The 21,386-nt window shown below is 69.9% G+C and carries 23 protein-coding genes and 4 tRNA genes; 12 read left to right on the top strand and 15 right to left on the bottom strand.

The features are described 5' to 3' along the window. The 12 genes from ACHWVH_RS05400 to ACHWVH_RS05345 form a co-directional block, all read right to left on the bottom strand. Positions 1-133, bottom strand: a 133-nt coding sequence (locus ACHWVH_RS05400) for a GTP-binding protein (protein ID WP_241899612.1), incomplete at its 3' end; no start/stop codon positions are given. A 45-nt stretch (positions 134-178) separates the two neighbouring features. Next, a tRNA-Thr gene (locus tag ACHWVH_RS05395) sits at positions 179-254 on the bottom strand. Between the two features lie 30 nt (positions 255-284). Then, positions 285-358, bottom strand: a tRNA-Gly gene (locus ACHWVH_RS05390). Between the two features lie 32 nt (positions 359-390). Then, positions 391-476 (bottom strand) — tRNA-Tyr (locus ACHWVH_RS05385). Positions 477-635: 159 nt separating this feature from the next. Further along, positions 636-1,727 carry a redox-regulated ATPase YchF gene (gene ychF / locus ACHWVH_RS05380; RefSeq protein ID WP_010341267.1) on the bottom strand — a complete coding sequence of 364 codons (1,092 nt, stop codon included), beginning with the start codon at positions 1,725-1,727 and terminating at the stop codon, positions 636-638. A gap of 79 nt (positions 1,728-1,806) precedes the next feature. Continuing rightward, a complete protein-coding gene (pth, locus tag ACHWVH_RS05375; protein WP_267093573.1) occupies positions 1,807-2,388 on the bottom strand; it encodes an aminoacyl-tRNA hydrolase in 582 nt (193 codons plus the stop codon). A gap of 54 nt (positions 2,389-2,442) precedes the next feature. Next, positions 2,443-3,090, bottom strand: coding sequence for a 50S ribosomal protein L25/general stress protein Ctc (locus tag ACHWVH_RS05370; RefSeq protein ID WP_017907366.1), 648 nt, complete (start codon positions 3,088-3,090; stop codon positions 2,443-2,445). Between the two features lie 168 nt (positions 3,091-3,258). After that, entirely contained in the window at positions 3,259-4,218 is a 960-nt protein-coding gene (locus ACHWVH_RS05365; RefSeq protein WP_017911658.1) for a ribose-phosphate diphosphokinase, read from the bottom strand. A 135-nt stretch (positions 4,219-4,353) separates the two neighbouring features. Then, positions 4,354-4,430 (bottom strand) — tRNA-Gln (locus ACHWVH_RS05360). Between the two features lie 13 nt (positions 4,431-4,443). Further along, on the bottom strand, positions 4,444-5,307 hold the full coding sequence (gene ispE / locus ACHWVH_RS05355) for a 4-(cytidine 5'-diphospho)-2-C-methyl-D-erythritol kinase (RefSeq protein ID WP_394686804.1): 864 nt from the start codon (positions 5,305-5,307) through the stop codon (positions 4,444-4,446). Continuing rightward, entirely contained in the window at positions 5,304-5,957 is a 654-nt protein-coding gene (gene lolB, locus ACHWVH_RS05350) for a lipoprotein insertase outer membrane protein LolB (protein ID WP_295925276.1), read from the bottom strand. Before lolB ends, ispE begins: the two co-directional genes overlap by 4 nt. Then, a complete protein-coding gene (locus ACHWVH_RS05345) occupies positions 5,954-7,624 on the bottom strand; it encodes a tetratricopeptide repeat protein (protein WP_295925275.1) in 1,671 nt (556 codons plus the stop codon). The genes lolB and ACHWVH_RS05345 overlap by 4 nt, the downstream gene beginning before the upstream one ends. A 66-nt stretch (positions 7,625-7,690) precedes the next feature. Here ACHWVH_RS05345 and hemA point away from each other — a divergent pair, with 66 nt between their 5' ends. From hemA to ppk2, 8 genes are all read left to right on the top strand, one after another. Beyond that, the gene (gene hemA, locus ACHWVH_RS05340; protein WP_017908875.1) at positions 7,691-8,974 is read left to right on the top strand and encodes a glutamyl-tRNA reductase; all 1,284 of its coding nucleotides are present in this window, start codon (positions 7,691-7,693) and stop codon (positions 8,972-8,974) included. Further along, positions 8,952-10,037, top strand: coding sequence for a peptide chain release factor 1 (gene prfA / locus ACHWVH_RS05335; protein WP_295925274.1), 1,086 nt, complete (start codon positions 8,952-8,954; stop codon positions 10,035-10,037). Before hemA ends, prfA begins: the two co-directional genes overlap by 23 nt. Then, positions 10,034-10,486 (top strand): GNAT family N-acetyltransferase, encoded by a 453-nt coding sequence (locus ACHWVH_RS05330; RefSeq protein WP_295925273.1) that lies wholly within the window; start codon positions 10,034-10,036, stop codon positions 10,484-10,486. Before prfA ends, ACHWVH_RS05330 begins: the two co-directional genes overlap by 4 nt. A gap of 40 nt (positions 10,487-10,526) precedes the next feature. Then, positions 10,527-12,242, top strand: coding sequence for a tetratricopeptide repeat protein (locus tag ACHWVH_RS05325; protein ID WP_394686803.1), 1,716 nt, complete (start codon positions 10,527-10,529; stop codon positions 12,240-12,242). 218 nt (positions 12,243-12,460) lie between these two features. Beyond that, positions 12,461-13,195, top strand: a complete 735-nt coding sequence (locus ACHWVH_RS05320) for a hypothetical protein (RefSeq protein ID WP_394686802.1) — start codon at positions 12,461-12,463, stop codon at positions 13,193-13,195. A gap of 215 nt (positions 13,196-13,410) precedes the next feature. Next, complete coding sequence (gene moaB, locus ACHWVH_RS05315; RefSeq protein WP_017911651.1) at positions 13,411-13,929, top strand: molybdenum cofactor biosynthesis protein B; 519 nt, start codon at positions 13,411-13,413, stop codon at positions 13,927-13,929. A gap of 13 nt (positions 13,930-13,942) precedes the next feature. Beyond that, a complete protein-coding gene (locus tag ACHWVH_RS05310; protein WP_017911650.1) occupies positions 13,943-14,287 on the top strand; it encodes a helix-turn-helix domain-containing protein in 345 nt (114 codons plus the stop codon). After that, positions 14,284-15,072, top strand: a complete 789-nt coding sequence (gene ppk2 / locus ACHWVH_RS05305; protein WP_152182232.1) for a polyphosphate kinase 2 — start codon at positions 14,284-14,286, stop codon at positions 15,070-15,072. The genes ACHWVH_RS05310 and ppk2 overlap by 4 nt, the downstream gene beginning before the upstream one ends. 324 nt (positions 15,073-15,396) lie before the next feature. Here ppk2 and ACHWVH_RS05300 read toward each other — a convergent pair whose 3' ends face one another. Together ACHWVH_RS05300 and ACHWVH_RS05295 are read right to left on the bottom strand one after the other, a co-directional pair. Continuing rightward, positions 15,397-16,044: a TlpA family protein disulfide reductase gene (locus ACHWVH_RS05300; protein WP_394686801.1), complete on the bottom strand. Its 648-nt coding sequence runs from the start codon at positions 16,042-16,044 to the stop codon at positions 15,397-15,399. After that, positions 16,041-17,315, bottom strand: a complete 1,275-nt coding sequence (locus tag ACHWVH_RS05295) for a YihY family inner membrane protein (protein ID WP_043093046.1) — start codon at positions 17,313-17,315, stop codon at positions 16,041-16,043. Before ACHWVH_RS05295 ends, ACHWVH_RS05300 begins: the two co-directional genes overlap by 4 nt. Before the next feature lie 76 nt (positions 17,316-17,391). On the opposite strand from ACHWVH_RS05295, the gene wrbA reads away from it, so the two are divergent. The 4 genes from wrbA (at position 17,392) to ybaK (ending at position 19,389) form a co-directional block, all read left to right on the top strand. Then, positions 17,392-17,988: an NAD(P)H:quinone oxidoreductase gene (gene wrbA, locus ACHWVH_RS05290; protein ID WP_394686800.1), complete on the top strand. Its 597-nt coding sequence runs from the start codon at positions 17,392-17,394 to the stop codon at positions 17,986-17,988. Then, positions 17,985-18,341 carry a DUF2069 domain-containing protein gene (locus ACHWVH_RS05285; protein ID WP_394686799.1) on the top strand — a complete coding sequence of 119 codons (357 nt, stop codon included), beginning with the start codon at positions 17,985-17,987 and terminating at the stop codon, positions 18,339-18,341. The genes wrbA and ACHWVH_RS05285 overlap by 4 nt, the downstream gene beginning before the upstream one ends. 79 nt (positions 18,342-18,420) lie before the next feature. After that, positions 18,421-18,906 carry an asparaginase domain-containing protein gene (locus ACHWVH_RS05280; protein ID WP_017909075.1) on the top strand — a complete coding sequence of 162 codons (486 nt, stop codon included), beginning with the start codon at positions 18,421-18,423 and terminating at the stop codon, positions 18,904-18,906. 9 nt (positions 18,907-18,915) lie between these two features. Further along, positions 18,916-19,389, top strand: coding sequence for a Cys-tRNA(Pro) deacylase (gene ybaK, locus ACHWVH_RS05275; RefSeq protein WP_017909074.1), 474 nt, complete (start codon positions 18,916-18,918; stop codon positions 19,387-19,389). Positions 19,390-19,395: 6 nt separating this feature from the next. Here the strand turns inward: ybaK and ACHWVH_RS05270 are convergent, their stop codons facing one another. Next, complete coding sequence (locus ACHWVH_RS05270) at positions 19,396-21,087, bottom strand: S8 family peptidase (protein WP_394686798.1); 1,692 nt, start codon at positions 21,085-21,087, stop codon at positions 19,396-19,398. Between the last annotated feature and the right edge of the window lie 299 nt (positions 21,088-21,386).

The following is a 21,386-nucleotide window of genomic DNA, read 5'->3' as shown; positions in this document are numbered from 1 at the left end:
TGAACTCGCCGCCGAAGCGCTCTGCGCCGATCTTGGTCAGCGCCGCGGTCAGCGTGGTCTTGCCGTGGTCGACGTGACCGATGGTGCCGACGTTGACGTGCGGCTTGGTGCGCTCGAACTTACCCTTGGCCATGGCTGCTTCTTCTCGGTGATCGTAGAAAGATTTGACGACTGAATATGGTGCTCACGAAAGGAATCGAACCTTCGACCTCCTCCTTACCAAGGAGGTGCTCTACCGACTGAGCTACGTGAGCGTTGTTCTATTGTGACACAAGCGCGTTCAATGGAGCGGGAGACGGGAATCGAACCCGCACCATCAGCTTGGAAGGCTGAGGTTCTACCGTTGAACTACTCCCGCTACGGGATGCCGCACTGCCACAACAAAATAACTGGTGGAGGGAGGTGGATTCGAACCACCGAAGGCGTAAGCCAGCAGATTTACAGTCTGCCCCCGTTGGCCGCTTGGGTATCCCTCCAACTTACCCACTCGAACCCGGCTGCGAGGCCGAAATCAGAGAGGGGTGAAACAGCCCGCTATTCTTCCCTGACATCCCCGCCTTGTCAACAGTATTTTGACGCGATGTCGCAGGAAATCGTCGTTGCCCGCGCGCGCCCGGCCAGGACACGCGCACGCATCAGACGTTGAAGCGGAAATGCAGGATATCGCCTTCCTGCACGCGGTACTCCTTGCCCTCAAGACGCAGGCGCCCGGCCTCCTTGGCGCCGGCCTCGCCCTTGTACTTGATGAAGTCGTCGTAGGCGATGGTTTCGGCGCGGATGAAGCCCTTCTCGAAGTCGGTGTGGATCACCGCCGCGGCCTGCGGCGCGGTCGACCCGGCCTTGACCGTCCAGGCGCGCACTTCCTTCACGCCAGCGGTGAAGTAGGTCTGCAGCCCCAGCAGGGTGTAGCCGGCGCGGATCACCCGGTTCAGGCCCGGCTCGCTCAGGCCCAGATCGGCCAGGAACGCATCGCGGTCGGCGTCGTCCAGCTGCGACAGCTCTTCCTCGATCGCCGCCGACACCGGGACCACCTCGGCGCCCTCGGCGGCGGCATGCGCGCGCACCGCATCCAGGTGCGGATTGTTCTCGAAGCCGTCTTCCAGCACGTTGGCGATGTACATCACCGGCTTGAGGGTGAGCAGGAACAGGTCGCGCACCAGCGCCTTCTCTTCCTCGTCCAGCCCGGCGTTGCGCCCGGCCTTGCCCTCGGCCAGCGCGGCCTGCAGCTTGGCCAGCACCGGCTTGCGCGCCGCCGCGTCCTTGTCGCCGCCCTTGGCCGAACGCTCGGCGCGGTTGAGCGCCTTCTCGACGCTGTCCAGATCGGCCAGGGCCAGCTCGGTATCGATGGTCTCGATGTCGGAGACCGGATCGACCTTGTTGTTCACATGGATGATGTCGCCATGCTCGAAGCAGCGCACCACGTGGGTGATCGCATCGACCTCGCGGATGTGCGCCAGGAACTTGTTGCCCAGGCCCTCACCGCTGGCCGCACCGGCGACCAGGCCGGCGATGTCGACGAACTCGACCGCGGTCGGCACGACCTTCTGCGGATTGATGATCGCCGCCAGCGCGTTCAGGCGCGGATCCGGCACCGGCACCACGCCCACGTTCGGCTCGATGGTGCAGAACGGAAAATTGGCCGCGGCGATGCCCGCCTTGGTCAGCGCATTGAACAGGGTCGACTTGCCGACGTTGGGCAGGCCGACGATGCCGCATTTGATGCCCATATGTGTGATCCGGGAATGGAGAATCGGGAATAGGGAATCGGAAAGCATAGCCGCCTTTCCATTCCCCATTCCCCATTCCCTATTTCCCCTGCGTATGCAACCGCTTCATCGCCTCGTTGAAGTCGCCCTGCACGGCCAGCGGCAGCACGTCGATGGCGTCGTCGATGGCGCGATCGATGAGCAACTGGTCGTCCTTGCCGGCGCGTCCCAGCACCCACGGCACCACCTTGTCCTTGTGGCCGGGATGGCCGATGCCGATGCGCAGGCGGTGGAAGCCGGCATGCCCGAGCAGGCGGATGGTATCGCGCAGTCCGTTCTGGCCGCCGTGGCCGCCGTCGAACTTGAGCCGCGCCGTGCCTGGCGCCAGGTCCAGCTCGTCATGCGCCAGCAGCGCCTGCGCCGGTTCGATCTTCCAGAAGCGCAAGGCGGCCGTGACCGACTTGCCGCTGAGGTTCATGAAGGTGGCCGGCTTCAGCAGCCACACCGACTGCCCCGCGACCTCGACCTTGGCGGTCTCGCCGAACAGCTTGGCGTCCACGCTCCAGCGCGCGCCGGCCCGCTCGGCCAACGCGTCGACAAAACGAAACCCGGCGTTGTGCCGGGTGTTCGCGTGTTCGGCGCCGGGATTGCCCAGGCCGACGATCAGACGCAGACCAGTCATGCGCAATGCATCGCCGCGGCGCCCGGACCGATGGCCCGGACGCCGCGCTGGCGATTACTTGCCGTCCTTCTTGGCCGGCTCGGCGGCAGCCGCCGCGTCGGTGGCTTCCGGCTCTTCCTCGACACGACCGTGCTTGGCGATGACCACCGCCACGTCGTGCTCCTTGCCCAGCTTCAGTTCCGGCAGCTCGACGCCGGCCGGCAGCTTCAGGTCGGACAGGTGGATCACGTCGCCGACCGACAGCGCGGCCAGGTCGACTTCGACGAACTCCGGCAGGTCCTTCGGCAGGCACACGACCTGGATTTCGTTCAGCTCGTGGGTGACGACCACTTCGGCCGACTTGCCGGCCGGGGACACGTCCTCGTTGATGAAGTGCAGCGGCACCGAGGCGTGCAGGGCTTCGTTGTCGTTCACGCGCTGGAAGTCGATGTGCATGATCAGCTGCTTGAACGGGTGACGCTGCATATCGCGCAGCAGCACCTTCTGCACGTCGCCGTTCAGGCTCAGGCTGAGGATCGACGAATAGAACCAGTCGTTCTGGCTGGCCAGCCAGACTTCGTTGTGGTCGAGCTGGATGTTGACCGGCTTCAGATCGCCACCGTAGACGATCGCCGGGATCAGGCCGTCGCGACGGAGGCGGCGGCTCGCACCTTTGCCCTCGACTTCGCGGCGCTGAACCTTGATTTCATGCGTGGTTGCCATTTGCGTTTACTACCTTGGTTGAATGAACCGCCTCGCGACGGTTTTGATGACTCTTCCGCGACCAGAAGAGTCTGTGAAGCCGGGAGTGGGGAACCGGGAATGGGGAATCGCAACAGCGCAATGCCGCGCTCCGCCCATTCCCTATTCCCGATGCCCCATTCCCAGCCTTTAATCCACGTACAACGAGCTCACCGACTCGCCGAAGGCGATGCGGCGGATGGTTTCGGCCAGCAGCTCGGCGACGCTGAGCTGGCGGATCTTGCCGCAGGCGCGGGCGGCCTCCGACAGCGGAATCGTGTCGGTGACCACCAGTTCGTCCAGCTGCGAATTGCTGATGTTGCTCACCGCCGGGCCGGACAGCACCGGATGCGTGCAGTACGCGGCGACCTTCAGGGCGCCACGCTCCTTCAACGCGGCCGCGGCGGCGCACAGGGTGCCGGCGGTGTCGACGATGTCGTCGACCAGCACGCAGGTCTTGCCCTCGACGTCGCCGATGATGTTCATCACCGTGGACACGTTGGCGCGCGGGCGGCGCTTGTCGATGATCGCCAGGTCCGCATCGTCCAGGCGCTTGGCCACCGCGCGGGCACGGACCACGCCGCCCACGTCCGGCGACACCACGATCAGGTTGTCGGTGCCGTAGGCGCGCCAGATGTCGGCCAGCAGCAGCGGCGAGGCGTAGACGTTGTCGACCGGGATATCGAAGAAGCCCTGGATCTGGTCGGCGTGCAGGTCCACGGTCAGCACGCGGTCGGCGTTGACCGCGCTGAACATCTTCGCCGCGACCTTGGCGGTGATCGGCACGCGCGAGGAGCGCATGCGCCGGTCCTGCCGCGAGTAGCCGAAGTACGGCACCACCGCGGTGACGCTGGCGGCGCTGGCGCGCTTGAGCGCGTCGATGATCACCAGCAGCTCCATCAGGTTCTCTGCGCTGGGCGCGCAGGTCGGCTGGATCACGAACACTTCCTGCCGGCGCACATTCTCCTCGATCTCCACCTGCACTTCGCCGTCGGAGAAGCTGGAGACCATCGCCTTGCCGGGGCGCACGCCCAACTCGCGGCAGATGCTTTTGGCCAGGGGCTTGTTGGCGTTGCCGGAGAACACCAGCAGGTTGCGTTGGTCTTGCATGAGGGGTCTCTCGGGTGGCTGCGAAGAGCGTGTGGCGACGATAACTACGTGGATCAGGAAGCCAGGAGGAGCGATGCTTCTACCTGTTGAATCCCCGCACATGGATGTGCGGGCTTTTGCGAGGGACTCGCATAATGGCAGGGGCGGTAGGATTCGAACCTACGAATGCCAGGATCAAAACCTGGTGCCTTGGGCCTCTTGGCGACGCCCCTGCGTAAACCTGTGTCAAGCCTCCAGCGCGTCGAGCAGCGGCGAACGCGGAACACCACCTGCCACCCAGGCGCGCATCCCGTCCGGCAAGTCCGCCAGCGCGCGCACGGCGGCAGCGCGATCGGCGAACTCGACGAAACAACCGCTCCCCGACCCGGTCAGGCGTGGCGTACCGATCCGAGCCAGCGCCTGGAACGTGGCCTGGACGGCCGGTTCGCGGCGAAGCAGGACCGGCTCGAACGCATTGCCGAGCAGGAAACCTGAAACGAAGTCCGCTATTTTCGCGGGTGCAGCATCCCGCGTCAAATCCGGGGACTGAAACAGGGCCGCGGTGGGCACGTGCACCCCCGGATCGGCCAGCACATACCAGGCCGGCGGCAGCGCCAGCGCGGTCAATCGCTCACCCACGCCCTCGGCCCAGGCGTCGCGCCCGCGCACGAACACCGGCACGTCCGCGCCCAGCGACAGGCCGAGGCCAGCCAGGGCGTCCTCGTCCAGCCCGGCGCCCCACAGGGCATTCAGCGCCACCAGCGCGGTCGCCGCATCGGACGAACCGCCACCAAAGCCACCGCCGGCCGGAATGCGTTTTTCGACGCGGATATCCACACCTTGGGCGATATTTGCCGATTTTTGCAGCAGGCGCGCGGCACGCACCAGCAGATCGTCGGCCTCGGCGACGCCGGCCACGGACGGACCGATCCGCGCCACCACCCCGTCCGCACGCGGCCGCAGGTGCACCGTGTCACCCCAGTTCAGCAGGCGGAACACGGTCTGCAACTGGTGGTAGCCGTCCGGCCGGCGGCCGGTGATCTGCAGGAACAGGTTCAGCTTCGCCGGGGCCGGCCAGGACGACCAGCCCCCGTCGGTGCCCCCGCTCATGGCGCAGGCACGGTCCAGGCGTCGACCAGCAGGCGCACCTTGGCGTCGCCGTTGCGCGCCTCGATGCGCCGCGGCAGCGCCGGACGGCCGTCGCTGGGCGGATACCAGTCCTGGAATTCGATCTCCCAACCCATCTGCCGCAGCGTATGCGGCCGGCCCTGCGCGTCGTAGTCGACCCGCTCCGGCGCCTGCGCGTCGGTCGCCACCAACCCGCGCACCCAGTCGGGCAGCAGGTTGACCGGGATTTCCCAGCCGGTCGCCTCCAGCAGCAGCTGCTCGGCGTTCTCGCCATCGCGCGGACCGCCCTCCAGCCCCTCCAGGCGCCCGGCCTCGGAGTGGCTGTCGCCAGTCAGGCGCCAGCTCTGCCGGGTCACCGGCGCGCTGAGTTGCACCTCGTACTGGCGCTGCCGTTGGGTCCAGTCGATGCGGCCGCTGCCGCCGTTGCGCCCCTTGGTGATCGCCACCCGCCCCTGGAACGACCAGTCCGGATGCGCCCGCAGCCACTGCGCACGCGCGGCCTCGGCCTGCTGCGCAGCGGCGTCGGGCGCAGCGACGGCGACCGGCGCCGGGGTGCGGGTCGGCAGCGCACTGCAACCGGCCAGCAGCAGCCCGGCGGCCAGCGCCCAGGCGGTGCGCAGGCCGGCGGTCACGGCGCCACCTTGTCCAGGGCGCGGCGCAGCGCGCGATTGTCCGGATCGAGCTTGCGCGCCTCGTCGAAGTACTTGTCGGCCTCCTCGTGCTTGCCCTGCTCCCACAGCACCTGGCCGATGTGCGCGGCGATCTCCGGATCCTTCACCAGGCTCCAGGCGCGGCGCAGTTGCACCAGCGCCTCCTGGGTCTTGCCGAGCCGGTACAGCACCCAGCCATAGCTGTCGATGATCGCGGCATTGTCGGGATCGGCGGTACGGGCGCGGTCGATCAACTGCAGCGCCTCGCGATAGCGCTTGGTGCGGTCGGCCAGGGTGTAGCCGAGCGCGTTCAGCGCCGCCACGTTCTCCGGGTCGGTGACCAGGATCTTGCGCAGGTCGGCCTCGGCGCGGTCGATGCGGTCGCGACGCTCCCAGGACAGCCCGCGCGCGTACAGCAGCGCGTTGTCGTCCGGATACGCAGCCAGGCCGCGCTCGAACACCTGCAGTTCGCCGGCGTCGTCGCCGCTGCGCTGGCGCAGTTCCGCCTCCAGCACGTAGGCGTCGCGGCGCGCGGCATCGTCGGCCTCGGCGTCGTCCTGCAGCGCGCGCGCCTCGGCGAAGGCCGCGTCCTTCTGGCCGAGCGCGTACAACGCGCCGGCGGCGCGCAGCCGCGCCTCGCTGCGCAACGGGCCGCCCGGCACGCCGCGGTACCAGTCCACCGCCTCCTGGTTGCGCTTGAGGAACTCGGCGATCTTGCCGAGCAGCAGGCGCCGCTCCGGATCGGGCCGGTCGGCACCCTTGCGCAGCTCGTCGTACAGCGCGGTCAACGCCGCATTGTCCTGCAGCTTGGCCAGCATCGAGGCGCGCAGGCCGTAGTTCTGGGTGGTCTGCGGCCCCAGCGCCAGCACCCGCGCCGCGGCGGCGGTGTCGCCGATCGCGTCGTAGGCATAGGCCAGCGCCGTGCGCAGTTCCGGGTCGCCGGACACCTTGGGCTCCACGCCCTGCAGCAACGCGCGCGCCTGTTCGGTCTTGCCCGCCTGCTGCAACTGCGTGGCATGCAGCAGCGCCACGCGCGGCTCCTGCGGGAAGCGCTTGACCAACTGGTCGACGATACGCTCGGCCAGCTTGGGCTGGTCCAGGCGCAGCGCCAGGCGTCCGAATTCCTGCCAGGCCTCGAGCTGGTCGGGGATGGCATTGGCGTCGAGCAACTGGTCCAGGGCCTTGGCCGCCACTTCCGGATCGCGGTTGCCGCTGACCAGGGCGATCAAGGCGAAGCGCCAGCCGCGCGGGTCCTTGTCGCGCAGCAAGGCCACCAGCAGGCTGCGCGCCTGGCGCAGGTTGCCGTTGCGCAGGGCCAGCGAGGCCTCGGCGCTGCGGATGGCCAGCGACTCGGGCGCGCGCTGCCGCCACAGCGCCAGCGCCTGGGCGGCGGCCGCGGTGTCGTTGGCCAGCATCGCGATGCGGGTGGCGCGCTCGGCCAGGCCGGCATCGCCGGGGCTGTCGTTGGCGGCCTGCAGGTACCAGCGCGAGGCGTCGGCCAGTTGCCCGGCCTGCAACGCGAACTCGCCGGCCAGCACCGGGGTCATCACGTCCTGGGCGGGGCTCGGTGCCTTGGCCGCGGCCGGTGCGGCCACGGCGGCGATTGCGGACAGCAGCAGAATGGTACGGATGCGAATCAATGCGGGCATCGGAAGCGGCCGGGCCGTAAAATGGGGCCCTGAATGGCCAGCAGCTTATCGCAAGCAACTGAACAGATGACGTTGTGGGTGCTCGGATTGAACCACCAAACCGCGCCGGTCGACCTGCGCGAACGGGTGGCATTCGCCGGCGACGCATTGCCGCGCGCGCTGCAATCGCTGCGCGGGCTGCCCGACGTCGCCGAGGCGGCGCTGCTGTCCACCTGCAACCGCACCGAGCTGTACGCCATCGCCGGCGATGCGCAGCACCTGGCCGACTGGCTGGACTCGCATGCCGCCGGCCTGCACGGCTATCTGTACCAGCATCAGGACGCGGACGCGGTGCGGCACCTGTTCCGGGTCGCCACCGGGCTGGACTCGATGGTGCTGGGCGAACCGCAGATCCTCGGCCAGGTGAAGGACGCCTGGTCGCTGGCGCGCGAGCACGGGGCGATGGGCAGCCGCCTGGACCGCCTGTTCCAGCAGACCTTCTCGGTGGCCAAGCGCGCGCGCACCGACACCCGGGTCGGCGCCAATCCGGTCTCGGTCGCCTCCACCGCGGTGCGCCTGGCGCAGAGCTCCTTCGCCCGGCTCAGCGAATCCACCGTGCTGCTGGTCGGCGCCGGCGAGACCATCGAGCTGGCCGCCAAGCATCTCAGCGAAGGCCGGGTGCGGCGCCTGCTGATCGCCAACCGCACCCTCGCCCACGCGCAGGAACTGGCCAGCCGCCACGGCGGCGTGGCGCTGCCGCTGAGCGAGCTGGAGCGCCACCTGCACGAGGCCGACGTGGTGTTCTCGGCCACCGCCGCGCGCGAGCCGGTGGTGACGCGAGCGCAGGTCGAGCAGGCGCTGCGCGCGCGCAAGCACAAGCCGATGCTGCTGTTCGACCTGGCGGTGCCGCGCGACATCGAGGCCGGCGTGGCCGACCTGGCCGACGCCTACCTGTACACCGTCGACGACCTGGAGCGCGCGGTCGAGGACAACCGCCGCGGCCGCCGCGAGGCCGCCGAGGCGGCCGAGGCGATCATCGACCTGCAGGTCGTGCGCTACATGGAGGCGCTGCAGGCCAGCACCCGCCAGGCGCCGCTCAAGCGCCTGCGCGCGCACGGCGACAGCACCCGCGACGACGTGCTGGCCAAGGCGCGGCAACAGTTGGCGCACGGCAAGCCTGCCGACGAGGTGCTGGAATTCCTCGCCAACACCCTGACCAACCGCCTGCTGCATCCGCCCACCGCGGCGCTGCGCGAGGCGGCGCTGCGCGGCGACGCCGAGCTGGCGCGCGCCGCCGAGCGCCTGTTCCCGGAGAAGCCGGGCTATTTCCACCCCATTCTGAAGACCGATGACACCGACCCTGCGCCGTAAGCTGGAGGCGCTGGCCGAGCGTCGCGAAGAACTCGAACGCCTGCTGTCCGACCCCGAGGTGGTGAGCGACAACACGCGCTTCCGCGACTACTCGCGCGAATTCGCGCAACTGGAGCCGGTCGCCGCCGCGCTGGCCGCCGAGGCCGCGGCCAAGGCCGACCTGACCTCGGCCGAGGCGATGCGCGCCGATCCGGAACTGCGCGAACTGGCCGAGGAGGAAATCGCCGCCGCGCAGGCGCGCCTGGCCGAACTGGACGCGGAACTGGCGCTGCTGCTGGTGCCGCGCGACCCGCGCGACGACGGCAACCTGTTCCTGGAAGTGCGCGCCGGCACCGGCGGCGACGAGGCGGCGATCTTCGCCGGCGACCTGTTCCGCATGTACGCCCGCTACGCCGAACGCCAGGGCTGGAAGGTGGAAGTGGAATCGGACAGCCCCGGCGAGCACGGCGGCTACAAGGAGGTGGTGGCGCGCATCGTCGGCCGCGGCGCCTACTCCAAACTCAAGTTCGAATCCGGCACGCACCGCGTGCAACGCGTGCCGGCGACCGAATCGCAGGGCCGCATCCACACCTCCGCGGCGACGGTGGCGATCATTCCCGAGGCCGACGACGTGGAGGAGATCGCGATCAATCCGGCCGACCTGAAGATCGACACCTTCCGCTCCTCCGGCGCCGGCGGCCAGCACGTCAACAAGACCGAGTCGGCGATCCGCATCACCCACGTGCCCAGCGGCGTGGTGGTGGAGTGCCAGACCGAGCGCAGCCAGCACGCCAACCGCGACAAGGCGCTGAAGCGGCTCAAGGCGCAGCTGCTGGAGGCCGAGCGCAGCAAGCAGGCCGCGGCCGAGGCGCAGGATCGCAAGCTGCAGGTCGGCAGCGGCGACCGCAGCCAGCGCATCCGCACCTACAACTTCCCGCAGGGCCGCATCACCGATCACCGCGTCGAGGGCCTGACCCTGTACGACCTGCCGAACGTGATCGAGGGCGACCTCGATGCGCTGATCGGACGCCTGAGCCACGAGCACCAGGTCGACGAACTGGCGCGCCTGAGCGACAGCCCATGAGCGTGCGCGTGCGCCAGGCCGATGCGCACGACCTGCCGGCGCTGGCAGCGCTGTTCGATGCCTACCGGCAGTTCTACGGGCAGGCGCCGGATGCGGCGACTGCGCACGACTTTCTCGCCGCGCGCATGGCCCGCGCCGAGTCGGTCGTGCTGCTGGCCGAACGCGATGCGCAGGCCGCCGGCTTCGTGCAGTTGTATCCGTCCTTCTCCTCGGTGCGGGCGGCACGGCTGTGGATCCTCAACGATCTGTACGTGGCGCCCGCGCACCGCCGCCACGGCGTGGCGCAGGCACTGCTGCATGCCGCCGAACGCCACGCCGCGGACGACGGCGCAGTGCGCATCGTGCTGGAGACGGCGCAGGACAATCTGTCCGCGCAGGCCCTGTACCGCGCCTGCGGCTGGCAGCAGGACCTGAGCGCGCAGCACTACGTCAAGGCGCTGGTGCCGTGAGCGTGCACCGCCCGCGGTCGATCGCGGCCGCCACGGCCGCATGAGCGGCGGCGGCGTCGACGAACGCCTGCAACTGCAGGCCGCGGTGCGGCGCGATCCGCAGGACTTCCTGGCCTGGGTGATGCTCGCCGACGCCGAACTCGGCGCTGGCGCAGTGGCGGCCGGCGAACAGGCCGCCGTGCGCGCGCTGCAGTTGCGCCCGGGGCATCCGGAGGCGCTGGCGCGGCTGGGCCGGGTGCGCTGGACCCAGGGTCGTCATGCCGACGCAGCGCAGGCATTGCGCGAGGCACTGCGGCAGGCGCCCCAGCACCCCGGCATCGCGGTATGGCTCGGCCACGCCCTGGAAGACAATGGCGAGGCGGAAGCCGCGGCACAGGCCTATGCCCACGCGCATGCACTGTTGCCGCAGGAACCGTCGATCGCCGCCTACCTGCTGAACTGGCGGCGCAAGCTGTGCGACTGGCGCGGACTGGACGCGCTATCGCAGCAGGTGCGCGGCGCGGTACGGCAAGGCCACCCGGCGATCGAACCGTTCGCCTTCCTCAACGAGGACGCGGGCGCGGACGAACAACTGCGCTGCGCGCGCAACCGCGCTCAGGCGCTGGCGCGCTGTCTCGCGCCGCTGCCCGCTGCGCAGGTACGCGGCGATGGCCCGCTGCGCATCGGCTTCCTGTCCAACGGCTTCGGCGCGCATCCCACCGGCCTGCTGACCGTCGCCCTGTTCGAGCACTTGCGCGCGCATGCCGACCTGCAGGTGCACCTGTTCGCGCTCAACGGCGACGACCGCAGCGCGCTCCGTGCGCGGCTGCAGGCGGCTGCACATGCCTGGCACGACGTGGCCGGACAGCCGCATCGGCAGATCGCCCAGCGCATCCGCGATACCGGCATCGACCTGCTGTTCGATCTGCGCGGCTGGGGCGGCGGCGGCACGCCGGAAGTGCTGGCGCTGCGTCCGGCGCCGGTGCAATTGAACTGGCTGGCCTACCCCGGCACCTCCGGCGCACCCTGGATCGACTACGTGGTCGGCGACGCCTACGCGTTGCCGCCGGCGCTGGCCGCGCACTACAGCGAGCGGGTGCTGCGGCTGCCGCGCGCGTTCCAGCCGTCCGACGATACCCGCCATGTCGGCACCCCGCCCGCGCGCCGCGACTGCGGCCTGCCCGAGCACGGCGCCGTGTTCTGCTGCTTCAACAACAGCTACAAGCTCGGCCCGCGCAGCATGGCGCGGATGCTGGAGGTGCTGCGCCAAGTGCCGGACAGCGTGCTGTGGCTGCTGTCCGGCCCGGGCCAGGCCGATGACCGACTGCGTGCGGCCGCCGCGGCGGCCGGCGTGGACCCGACGCGCCTGCGTTTCATGCCCAAGCTGGCGCATCCGGACTATCTGGCACGCTACCGGCACGCCGACCTGTTCCTGGACACGCATCCGTACAACGCCCACACCACCGCCTCCGATGCCTTGTGGGCCGGCTGCCCGGTGCTGACCTGCCCCGGCAGCACCTTTGCCGCACGCGTGGCCGGCAGCCTCAATCATCATCTCGGCCTGGACGACATGAATGCCGCCGACGACGCAGCGTTCGTCGTCACCGCGGTGCGCCTGGGGCGCGATCCCGCGGCGCTGCAGGCGCTGCGCGAGCGGCTGCAGGCGCGGCGCGCGGACAGCGGCCTGTTCGACATGCGCGGCTTCGCCGACGACTTCGCCGCGCTGCTGCGCGACACGGCTTCGCGCCATGGCTGGGAAGGCGCAGGCTCGACCTGATCGATCGCTCACGGATGCGCCACAAGGCCGCGGCGGCACATCCAGCAACGGACGGCGTGGCGACGTATCGCCAGTCAACGTCGCCATCGACATCACCGCCGGTACATCCGCATCGCCGTCTCCCATCGCCGAGCGCGCTTGCGTCACAGCGCACGGGTGGTGTGGACGAGCGTCGCTGCAGGTCGCAGCGACCCAGCCAACGACAGCCCATGAGGCGCATGGGCGCAGTCGCCAGCGTGCAAGTCGAGCTACCGAAGCGCTTGACCTCAAGTGAACTTGAGGTCCGACACTGCGCGCACGCTCCTCGTGCAGATCCCGCAATGTCGCTGCCGCTCCCGATTCCGACGCCCGATTCTTCCGCCCCCGTTCGCAGCATGCTGCTCGCCGAAGCCCCCATTCCGGATCGCGCCGCGCTGTTCGACTGCATGCGCGGCCTGTGCGATCACCGGCTGCATGCCCTGACCTGGATGGAATCGCTGGGCGATGCCCCCGACCTGCTGTACGCACGCTGCTGCTGCGACGCGGCGCCAGCACTGCATGGACTGCTGCGTGCACGCCTGCCGGCGCTGCGGCGGACGCTGCGGCGATACCGGCGCATCCGCAGCGGCGTATCCGATCCGCAGCGGGCAGCGTCCTGCGTGGTGATGACCCGCGTCCCGACCCGCAATGCAGCGCAGGCGCAAAGCCGCGCCGATGCCGCCTTCGCCGCCCTGCAGGATGGCGCACATGCGCTGCGCGGCCTGATCGCCGCGCACCTGTACCTGTCGGACGACGACCGCACCCTGCTCGAATGCACCGAGTGGCACAGTGCGGAGGCACAGCGACGTGCCCTGCAGCGCGAACCCGAGCGCCTGCCGCTGGCCGCCGATCGTGCCGCCAGCGTCCGTCGCTTCCGGCCACGCACCCTGGTCCTGCCATGCGACGGCACGACCCCGGTCCACCTCCACGCCTGAATCGGCGGGCGCGCGCCAGCAACGTGCGCGGATGCGGCTCCCCGCTCAGGCGGCGATCCCAGCGCGCGATCACCACGCACAGGCGCACACTTCGGCGGCCCGAAGCGCCCCCATTGCCGTCGTCCACGACAACCCGCCAACCCCGCCGTAGCCGCGGCTGAAGCGCCAACGCGCCCAGGCTGTACGCCGGCCGGGCGAGCCGCTAGGCTGCCGGCATGACCGCCAACGCCGACTTCATCGCATTGAACCTGTGCGTGCTGACCGTCTCGGACACGCGCACCCTCGACCAGGACAGCTCCGGCGACTATCTGGTCGCCGCTCTCGGCGGCGTCGGCCATCGCCTGCACGCACGGGAACTGCTGCCGGACGACCGCTACCGGATGCGCGCCACGGTCTCTGCCTGGATCGCCGACCCGCAGGTGGACGGCATCCTGGTCACCGGCGGCACCGGCTTCACCGGCCGCGATTCCACGCCCGAGGCGCTGCTGCCGCTGCTGGACAAGGAGATGCCAGGCTTCGGCGAGCTGTTCCGCGCGATCAGCGTCGAGGAGATCGGCACCTCCTCGCTGCAGTCGCGCGCCTTCGCCGGCCTGGCCAACGCCACCTTCCTGTTCTGCCTGCCCGGCTCCACCTCGGCCTGCCGCACGGCCTGGGAGCGGATCATCGCCGCGCAGCTGGACGCCCGCACCCGCCCCTGCAATCTGGCCACGCTGCGCCCGCGGCTGAAGGAATGACCTGGACTCCCGCATGCCCCTGGACACCACGTTGCGCCTGCTGGCCAAGGCCAGCGGCATGAGCGCCGCGGATATCGCCGCGGCCATCCCGCGCGCCGGCGCGGCCACGGTCAAGGCCTGGATGGCGGGCGAAAAGCTGCCCGGACGCGCCCAGCTCACCGCCCTGGCGCGCACCTTCGGCGTGCCCGCCGGCGCCCTGCTCGGCGAACTGGCCAGCCAACTCGACCCGGCACGCACCCGCGGCGAACACGATCTGCTGCAGGCCTACCGCGCCCTCGACACCCGCCAGCAGGGCGCATTGCTGGAAGTGGCACGCAGCATGGCCGGTACCGGCACCCGCAAGCGGAGCAGCAAATGAGCCACCTCAAGCGCAAGCAGTACAAGGCCCTGATGCAGCCGCTGCAACTGGAACTGACCGCGATGGCGCAGGCGGTGCAGCACAGCGGCGAGCGCGTGCTGGTGCTGTTCGAAGGCCGCGACACCGCCGGCAAGGGCGGCGCGATCCAGGCCATCGCCGAACACCTGAACCCGCGCCAGTGCCGCGTGGTCGCCCTGCCCAAGCCGACCGACCGCGAAGCCACGCAGTGGTATTTCCAGCGTCACATCGCGCATCTGCCGGCGGCCGGCGAGATCGTGCTGATGGACCGCAGCTGGTACAACCGCGCCGGCGTGGAGCGGGTCATGGGCTACTGCAGCGATGCCGAATACCACGCCTTCCTGCGCCAGACCCCGCTGTTCGAGCAGTTGCTGGTGGACGATGGCATCCGCCTGTTCAAGTACTGGCTGTGCGTGGACCAGGCGCAGCAGGAAAAACGCTTCGCCGAGCGCCTGCACGACCCGTTGAAGGGCTGGAAGCTGTCGCCGGTGGACCTGAAGTCGCGCAGCCAGTACGCCGACTACACCCGCGCGCGCGAGGCGATGCTGGAAGCCACCCACCGCGACTATGCGCCATGGACCCTGGTCGACTTCAACGACCAGAAGCGCGGCCGCCTGACCCTGATCCGGCACCTGCTCGACCAACTGCCGGAAACCCGCCTGCACGAACCGGACCTGGATCTGCCGCCGCTGAAGCAGAAGCTGCACAAGGAAAAGTTTGGGCTGCTGCAGCCGATTCCGTCGTATGAGGCGGGGAGTGGGGATTAGGGATTGGGGATTGGTTGAAGCCTGCGGCGCGCAGTCGTCACTTTGCGACCGCGCGTCGCCGGGCGCGCCACTCACAGCCATTCCGGGAACAGCGCGTCGCGGTTGAAGCCGCCTCTACGGTCGTTTCGGCTCGCGCACCACTAAAGAGGCGGCTGTCCCCGCAGGAGCGGCTTCAGCCGAGGCTGAGCGAAGCCATCCCATCCTCTGGTCGCGCAAGGCGTCGGGACTGAAGTCCCTCCCACAAGGAAGACTTTTCGCTTCCGACGCGCGCACCCCGAATCCCCAATCCCGGCGGCGGCCGCGGTCACCCAGGCCACCGCCCCCTCACCCCGCCGCCTTTCCCTTCCCCTTGCCCTGCCCGGGCGCCGGGCCACCGGCCGCGGCGATCGCGGTTTCGATGTCGTGGGCGGTGACCGGCCCCAGGAATTGCTTGGCGAGCTTGCCGTCGGGCGCGATCAGGTAGGTCATCGGCAGGCCGCGCGGGGTGGCGAAGTCGGCCGGCGGCGCATAGGTGTCGACGATGACGATCGGATAGGCGACCGGGTGCTGCTTCAGGAACGCCTGCATCTCCGCCGGCTCGATGTCCTCGTAGGCCAGGCCCACCACCTCGATGTTGTCGCGCATCACGTGCAAGGCCGACAGTTCCGGCATCTCCTTCAGGCACGGCGCGCACCAGGTGGCCCAGAAGTTCACCACCACCCACTGCCCGCGGTGCGCGGCCAGGTCGTACTCGCGGTCGTCCACCGCCTTCATCTTCAGGGTCGGCTCGGGGCGGGTCTCCTGCACCACGGACGGCCCGGCCGCCGGCGCGGCGGGCGCCTCCGGCGCTGCCGGGGCGGGTGGCGCCTTGGGCGCGGTGGACGACGCGGTGGTCGCGGCGCCGTCGGCCGGCTTGGGCGTGGGCTGGCGGTCGCACCCGGCCAGCAGGGCGGCAGCGGCGAACAGCGGGAACAGCAGGCGCATGGCGGTCATGCAAGGTCTCCAATCTCGGTGTAGAGGTCGCCGACGCGACGCTTGAGCACGTCGCGCAACGGCAGGCGCAGTTCGTCCAGCGCGCGGCACGCCGCCTGGCCCAGGGCGTCGTCGCGGCACGGCAGATAGGTCTCGACGACAGGGATGCGCAGTTGGCAATTCTCGTACAGCTCGGCCACCGGCACGTCGCTCAGGTCGCGAGCCAGCATCCAGTCGCCCTGCTCGGTACGACTGAGCAGGCGGATGCGCTCCAGTTCGCACAGCAGTTCCTGCACCAGCGAATCGGTCAGCATCGGCTCCAGTTCCAGGAGTTGGTCCTCCTGCAGCCCCCTGCCCTGCCTGCGCGCCTGCGCGAAGCGCCCGAGCAGGCGCAGCAGGCCGTAGATCTCATAGCCGGCGGGCAGGCGCATCGAGGCCGGCTGGTAGCGGAAGGCGGCGATCGAAGAGGACACCGAGGCACCGAGCAGGATCGCGATCCAGCTCAGGTAGATCCACAGCAGGAAGATCGGCACGAACGCGACCGTGCCATAGATGCGCTGGTACGACTGAAAGCTGCCCAGGTACAGGCTCAGGCCCCATTTCACCAGTTCCAGCAACAGCACCGCCAGCAGTGCACCCGGCACCGCATGGCGCAGCTTGACCGTGTGATGCGGCACCACCCGGTACACCAGGGTGATGCAGACGAATTCGATCAGCACCGGCGCCACGCTCAGCACCACCTGCGCCAACAGCCGGCCCTCGCTGGTCTTGAACAGCGGCAGCGCGAAGAACCGCGCCGATACCGCCAGCGAGGCCGCGGCCAGCAGCGCGCCGAGGGTCAGCACGGTCCAGTACACCAGGAAGCGGGTCAGCTGCGGCCGCGCCGACACCACCCGCCAGATCTGGTTGAAGGTCTGCTCGACGCTGTTGAGGGTGATCAGCAGCGAGACCACCAGCGCGATCACGCCGGCGGTGGTCAGTTGCCCGGCGCTGGCCGAGAACTGCCGCAGGTAGGACTCCACCGAACGCGCCGCGGCCGGCACGAAGTTGGAAAAGATGTAGTCGCTGAGCTGGTCGCTCCACTTGTCGAACACCGGGAACGCCGACAGCACCCCGAACACCACCACCGCCAGCGGCACCAGCGCGAAGATGGTGGTGTAGGCCAGCGAGGCCGCAGCCTGGAACAGGCGGTCGTCGAGGAAGCGCCGCCACAGGAAGCCGGCGAAGCTGCGCATGCGCGCGCGGTCGCGCAGGCGATCGGCCCAGAGATTGACGGTGTCCAGCGGCTGCATCGGGCAAGGGTACCCGATGCGCATGGACGCCGGCATCGTCGATACTGGCGGCCGTTTCGATCCACGAGAGGGCCGCATGGCCGAGATTCTGGTCCTGTACTACAGCCGTGGCGGCTCGGTGGCGCGCCTGGCGCGGCAGATCGCGCGCGGCGTCGGCGAGGTGCCGGGCATGGCCGCGCGCCTGCGCACCGTGCCGCCGGTGGCCGCAGTCACCCAGACCAGCGCACCGCCGGTGCCCGACAGCGGCGCGCCGTACGTGGACGCCAGCGACCTGCGCGAGTGCGTGGGCCTGGCGCTGGGCAGCCCGACCCGCTTCGGCAACATGGCCGCGCCGGTCAAGCACTTCATCGACGGGCTCGGCGCCGACTGGGCCAGCGGCACGCTGGCCGGCAAGCCGGCGGCGGTGTTCACCTCGACCGCGTCGCTGCACGGCGGCCAGGAAGCCACCCTGCTGTCGATGCACCTGCCGCTGCTGCATCACGGCTGCCTGATCGTCGGCATTCCCTACACCGAACCGCTGCTCAGCAGCACCCGCAGCGGCGGCACGCCGTACGGCGCCAGCCACGTCGCCGGCACGGAAGACGATCCGCAGCCCAGCGAGGAAGAAGCGCAGCTGGCGCGCGCGCTCGGCCGACGCCTGGCCGAGATCGCGCAGCGACTGGCGGCGCCATGAGCGGCGGGCGCCTGCGGGTGGCGCTGGGGGCGACGCTGCTGGCGCTGGCGGCGCTGTTCGCGGCCTGGTTCCACGACGATCGCCACCGTCTGGCCGCCCTGCTGGTGTTCGCGCTGCCGCCGCTGCTGCTCGCCGTAGGCGTGCTGCGCGGCTCGGCAGTGGCACGATTCTGGAGCGGCGTCGGCGCGCTGCTGTGGTTCAGCCACGGCGTGATGACCGCCTGGAGCCACCCGCCACAGCGTGGCTACGGCTGGGCGGAACTGCTGCTGGCGCTGCTGGTGGTGGGCCTGTCCAGCGCGCCGGGCATCCGCGCACGCTTCGCCCGCCGCCGCGGCGCGGCCGGGCGCGACTGAGCGGCCGTACCGCCGCGCCCGGTATCATGGACGGCCTGCGCGGCCACGGCCGCGCCCCGACATGCTTCTAGGAACGGCAATGGAAGAACTCCTGATCGTCACCACCGGCGGCACGATCGACAAGATCTACTTCGACGACAAGTCCGACTACCAGATCGGCGACCCGCAGATCGGCCAGATCCTCAAGGAACTGGGCGTGACCTTCCGCTTCACGGTGATCCCGATCATCCGCAAGGATTCGCTGCACATCACCGACGAAGACCGCGAGCTGATCCGCGCCACCATCGCCGCGCAGTCCGCGCGCCATGTGCTGATCACCCACGGCACCGACTCGATGGTGCAGACCGGCAAGGTGCTGCAGGCGATCGAGGGCAAGACCATCGTGATGACCGGCGCGCTGAACCCGGCGCGCTTCCGCGGCTCCGACGCCGAGTTCAACATCGGCTGCGCGGTCGGCGCAGTGCAGTCGCTGCCGGCCGGCGTCTACATCGCCATGAACGGGCGCATCTGGGATCCGCAGAAGGTGCGCAAGAACGTGGCGGCGAACCGTTTCGAAGCGGCCTGAGCGGCGACGATGTCCAAGGCCACGCGCGCAACCAAGGCGCTGGATGCGGCCGGCGTCGTCTACCGGCTGCATCCCTACGACTACGAAGCCGAAGCCGGCGCCAAGGGCCTGCAGGCCGCACAGGCGCTGGGCCTGCCGCCGGAGCGGGTGCTGAAGAGTCTGATGGCCTGGGTCGACACGCGCGCGGTCTGCGTGGTGGTCCCGTCCGACCGCCGCGTGCAGTTGAAGAAACTGGCCGCCGCTGCGGGCGGCAAGGCGGCGCGGATGATGGAGGCCGCCGAGGCCGAGCGCCGTACCGGCTACAAGGTCGGCGGCATCAGTCCGCTGGGCCAGCAGCGGCCGGCGCCGGTGCTGATCGAGCAAACGGCACTGGGCGCAGGCAGCGTCTGGTTCAACGCCGGGCAGCGCGGCCTGCTGCTGGAAATGGAGGCCGCGCAGGTGCTCGACGCACTGCAGGCACGTGCCTGCGATCTGTGCGAGTGAGGCGCGTCAGTAACTGGCGGTCGCACTCACGCCCGCCATCGCGGTGACCGCCTTGATCCGCACGTAATAGAGCCCGGCCGGCAAGGTCAGCGTGCAGCGCTCGGTGGTACCGGCGGCGACCGACCGGCAACCGTATGCGGTATCGGTCGGCAGGGCGCCCGCGCGCACGTACAGATCGGCATTGCCGCTACCCCCGCTCAGGGCCAGCGTCAATGCAGACGTGCCGGCAGGCACGCTGATCTGGTAGTACAGCGACGTTCCCGCCTTGAGCGACAGACTTGCCAGCGGCACGCCACGCACCAGCGTCTGCGCCTTCACTGTCGCCGCCACCGCCGCCCCCGCATTGACCAGCCCTGCACCGCAGCCGGCGGTGCACGCCACCGGCAGCGGGCTGGCGGTGGCCTTCAGCCGGGCCTCCAGTTCCGCCGGCGTCAGCGGATTCAGCGCTGCCGACAGCACCAGCGCGGCGACGCCGGCCACGTGCGGCGCCGCCATCGAGGTGCCGCTGTAGGACGCATACGCCGGCGCCCCCGGCCCCAGCGTGCCGGTATTGAGCGTGGACAGGATGCCCTGTCCGGGAGCGGCAATGTCCACGCCCGCCCCATAGTTGGAAAAACTGGCACGGGCGCCGGCGGAGGTGGTCGCGGCCACCGCGATCACGTTCGGACAATTGGCGGGCACGCTGCCGGCGACATCGCTGCTGCTGTTGCCCGCAGCGACGACGACGCTGGTCCCGCGCGCAACCGCACTCGCGATCGCCCCTGCCATCGTCGGCGAACAGCTTCCGGCGGCACCCAGCGACAGGTTGATGACCTGCGCCGGCGTCGGGTTGGCGGGAACGCCAGCGATGGTGCCGCCGGACGCCCAGACGATGGCGTCGGCGACATCGGAGAGATAACCACCGCATTTACCCAGCACACGCACCGGCAGGAGCTTCGCGTTGAAGGCGACGCCGGCGACACCGGCGGCATTATTGGTGACCGCGGCGATGGTGCCGGCCACATGCGTGCCGTGCCAACTCGAACTCGCCGCCGGCGTACCGGCACCGCAGGTATTGGCGGGATAGCCATCGCCCGGATCGGCGGCGTCACGGTCGCGGCCGCCGCCATCGCCGGCCACCAGGGGGTCGCTGATGAAGTCGTAGCCCGGCAACACGTTCGCGGCCAGATCCGGATGTGCGGTGGTGCCGGTATCGAGCACTGCGACCACCACGCCCTTGCCCGTCGCCAGATCCCAGGCCGGGCGCACATTGATCGTCGCCGTACCGGTTCCGAACGCCCATTGTTGGGACAGGCCAGGGTCGTTCGGGACCAGCAGGGGGCGCAACAGCACATCGACCTCCACGCGCGCGACGGCCGGATCGGCGGCCAGGCGCCGCATCAGCGTCTCCGCCTCGACGCGATCCAGGCTGCGATCGGCGGCGATGACGTCGGCACCGGTCGCCAGGCGCCGCAACGATGCCAGGCCGAGGGCACGGCCGCGCCGGGCCGGCAACATGCGCGCGGCCTCCGCCAGCGGTGCCGCACGCGAGGCCAGCGCAGGCGCGGCGCCATCGCGATAGGTGACGATGAAACGCTGTGGATTCGGCGTCGTCGCCAGCGCCTGCAATCCGATCTCGCCGGCAGCGGCGGTGCCGGCGGCTGCCAGCAGCAAAAGGCAGGCGGCGCTGCGGCGCCGAAGCACGCTGTACTTGAACATGAGACTCCCCCCCGGGCTGTGCACGTGGCGCAGTCGGCCGTCCACCGCGCAGGTTCGAACCTGGCGGTGCAGGCCGCGACCACCGCGTACGCGACAGCCGCAGGACGGTCCTGCACCGCGGATAGCGGCAAAGCGCGGGTTGGGTAGAGGGCGCAAGCGGCGCAATGTGCAGATCTGTGATCGGCGACGAGCCCGGCTGCGGAATGCATCAAGACGACCGGACCAGGGCGGCCGGACGCGGCAAAAACAAAAAAGCCCCGCGCCGAAGCGCGGGGCGACCGAGAGTGGCGGCGGCGGCG

It is taken from the genome of uncultured Xanthomonas sp. (assembly GCF_964278005.1).
GTDB lineage: Bacteria > Pseudomonadota > Gammaproteobacteria > Xanthomonadales > Xanthomonadaceae > Xanthomonas_A > Xanthomonas_A sontii.
The sequence above is the reverse complement of the archived record's forward strand: the minus strand, read 5'-3'. Positions and strand labels throughout refer to the sequence as shown.

Coding starts and splice junctions, on each gene's coding strand:
- ychF (WP_010341267.1), bottom strand. CDS start 1,727: ATGGGCATCAAATGCGGCATCGTCGGCCTGCCCAACGTCGGCAAGTCG.
- pth (WP_267093573.1), bottom strand. CDS start 2,388: ATGACTGGTCTGCGTCTGATCGTCGGCCTGGGCAATCCCGGCGCCGAA.
- ACHWVH_RS05370 (WP_017907366.1), bottom strand. CDS start 3,090: ATGGCAACCACGCATGAAATCAAGGTTCAGCGCCGCGAAGTCGAGGGC.
- ACHWVH_RS05365 (WP_017911658.1), bottom strand. CDS start 4,218: ATGCAAGACCAACGCAACCTGCTGGTGTTCTCCGGCAACGCCAACAAG.
- ispE (WP_394686804.1), bottom strand. CDS start 5,307: ATGAGCGGGGGCACCGACGGGGGCTGGTCGTCCTGGCCGGCCCCGGCG.
- ACHWVH_RS05345 (WP_295925275.1), bottom strand. CDS start 7,624: ATGCCCGCATTGATTCGCATCCGTACCATTCTGCTGCTGTCCGCAATC.
- hemA (WP_017908875.1), top strand. CDS start 7,691: ATGACGTTGTGGGTGCTCGGATTGAACCACCAAACCGCGCCGGTCGAC.
- prfA (WP_295925274.1), top strand. CDS start 8,952: ATGACACCGACCCTGCGCCGTAAGCTGGAGGCGCTGGCCGAGCGTCGC.
- ACHWVH_RS05330 (WP_295925273.1), top strand. CDS start 10,034: ATGAGCGTGCGCGTGCGCCAGGCCGATGCGCACGACCTGCCGGCGCTG.
- ACHWVH_RS05325 (WP_394686803.1), top strand. CDS start 10,527: ATGAGCGGCGGCGGCGTCGACGAACGCCTGCAACTGCAGGCCGCGGTG.
- ACHWVH_RS05320 (WP_394686802.1), top strand. CDS start 12,461: ATGGGCGCAGTCGCCAGCGTGCAAGTCGAGCTACCGAAGCGCTTGACC.
- moaB (WP_017911651.1), top strand. CDS start 13,411: ATGACCGCCAACGCCGACTTCATCGCATTGAACCTGTGCGTGCTGACC.
- ACHWVH_RS05310 (WP_017911650.1), top strand. CDS start 13,943: ATGCCCCTGGACACCACGTTGCGCCTGCTGGCCAAGGCCAGCGGCATG.
- ppk2 (WP_152182232.1), top strand. CDS start 14,284: ATGAGCCACCTCAAGCGCAAGCAGTACAAGGCCCTGATGCAGCCGCTG.
- ACHWVH_RS05300 (WP_394686801.1), bottom strand. CDS start 16,044: ATGACCGCCATGCGCCTGCTGTTCCCGCTGTTCGCCGCTGCCGCCCTG.
- ACHWVH_RS05295 (WP_043093046.1), bottom strand. CDS start 17,315: ATGCAGCCGCTGGACACCGTCAATCTCTGGGCCGATCGCCTGCGCGAC.
- wrbA (WP_394686800.1), top strand. CDS start 17,392: ATGGCCGAGATTCTGGTCCTGTACTACAGCCGTGGCGGCTCGGTGGCG.
- ACHWVH_RS05285 (WP_394686799.1), top strand. CDS start 17,985: ATGAGCGGCGGGCGCCTGCGGGTGGCGCTGGGGGCGACGCTGCTGGCG.
- ACHWVH_RS05280 (WP_017909075.1), top strand. CDS start 18,421: ATGGAAGAACTCCTGATCGTCACCACCGGCGGCACGATCGACAAGATC.
- ybaK (WP_017909074.1), top strand. CDS start 18,916: ATGTCCAAGGCCACGCGCGCAACCAAGGCGCTGGATGCGGCCGGCGTC.
- ACHWVH_RS05270 (WP_394686798.1), bottom strand. CDS start 21,087: ATGTTCAAGTACAGCGTGCTTCGGCGCCGCAGCGCCGCCTGCCTTTTG.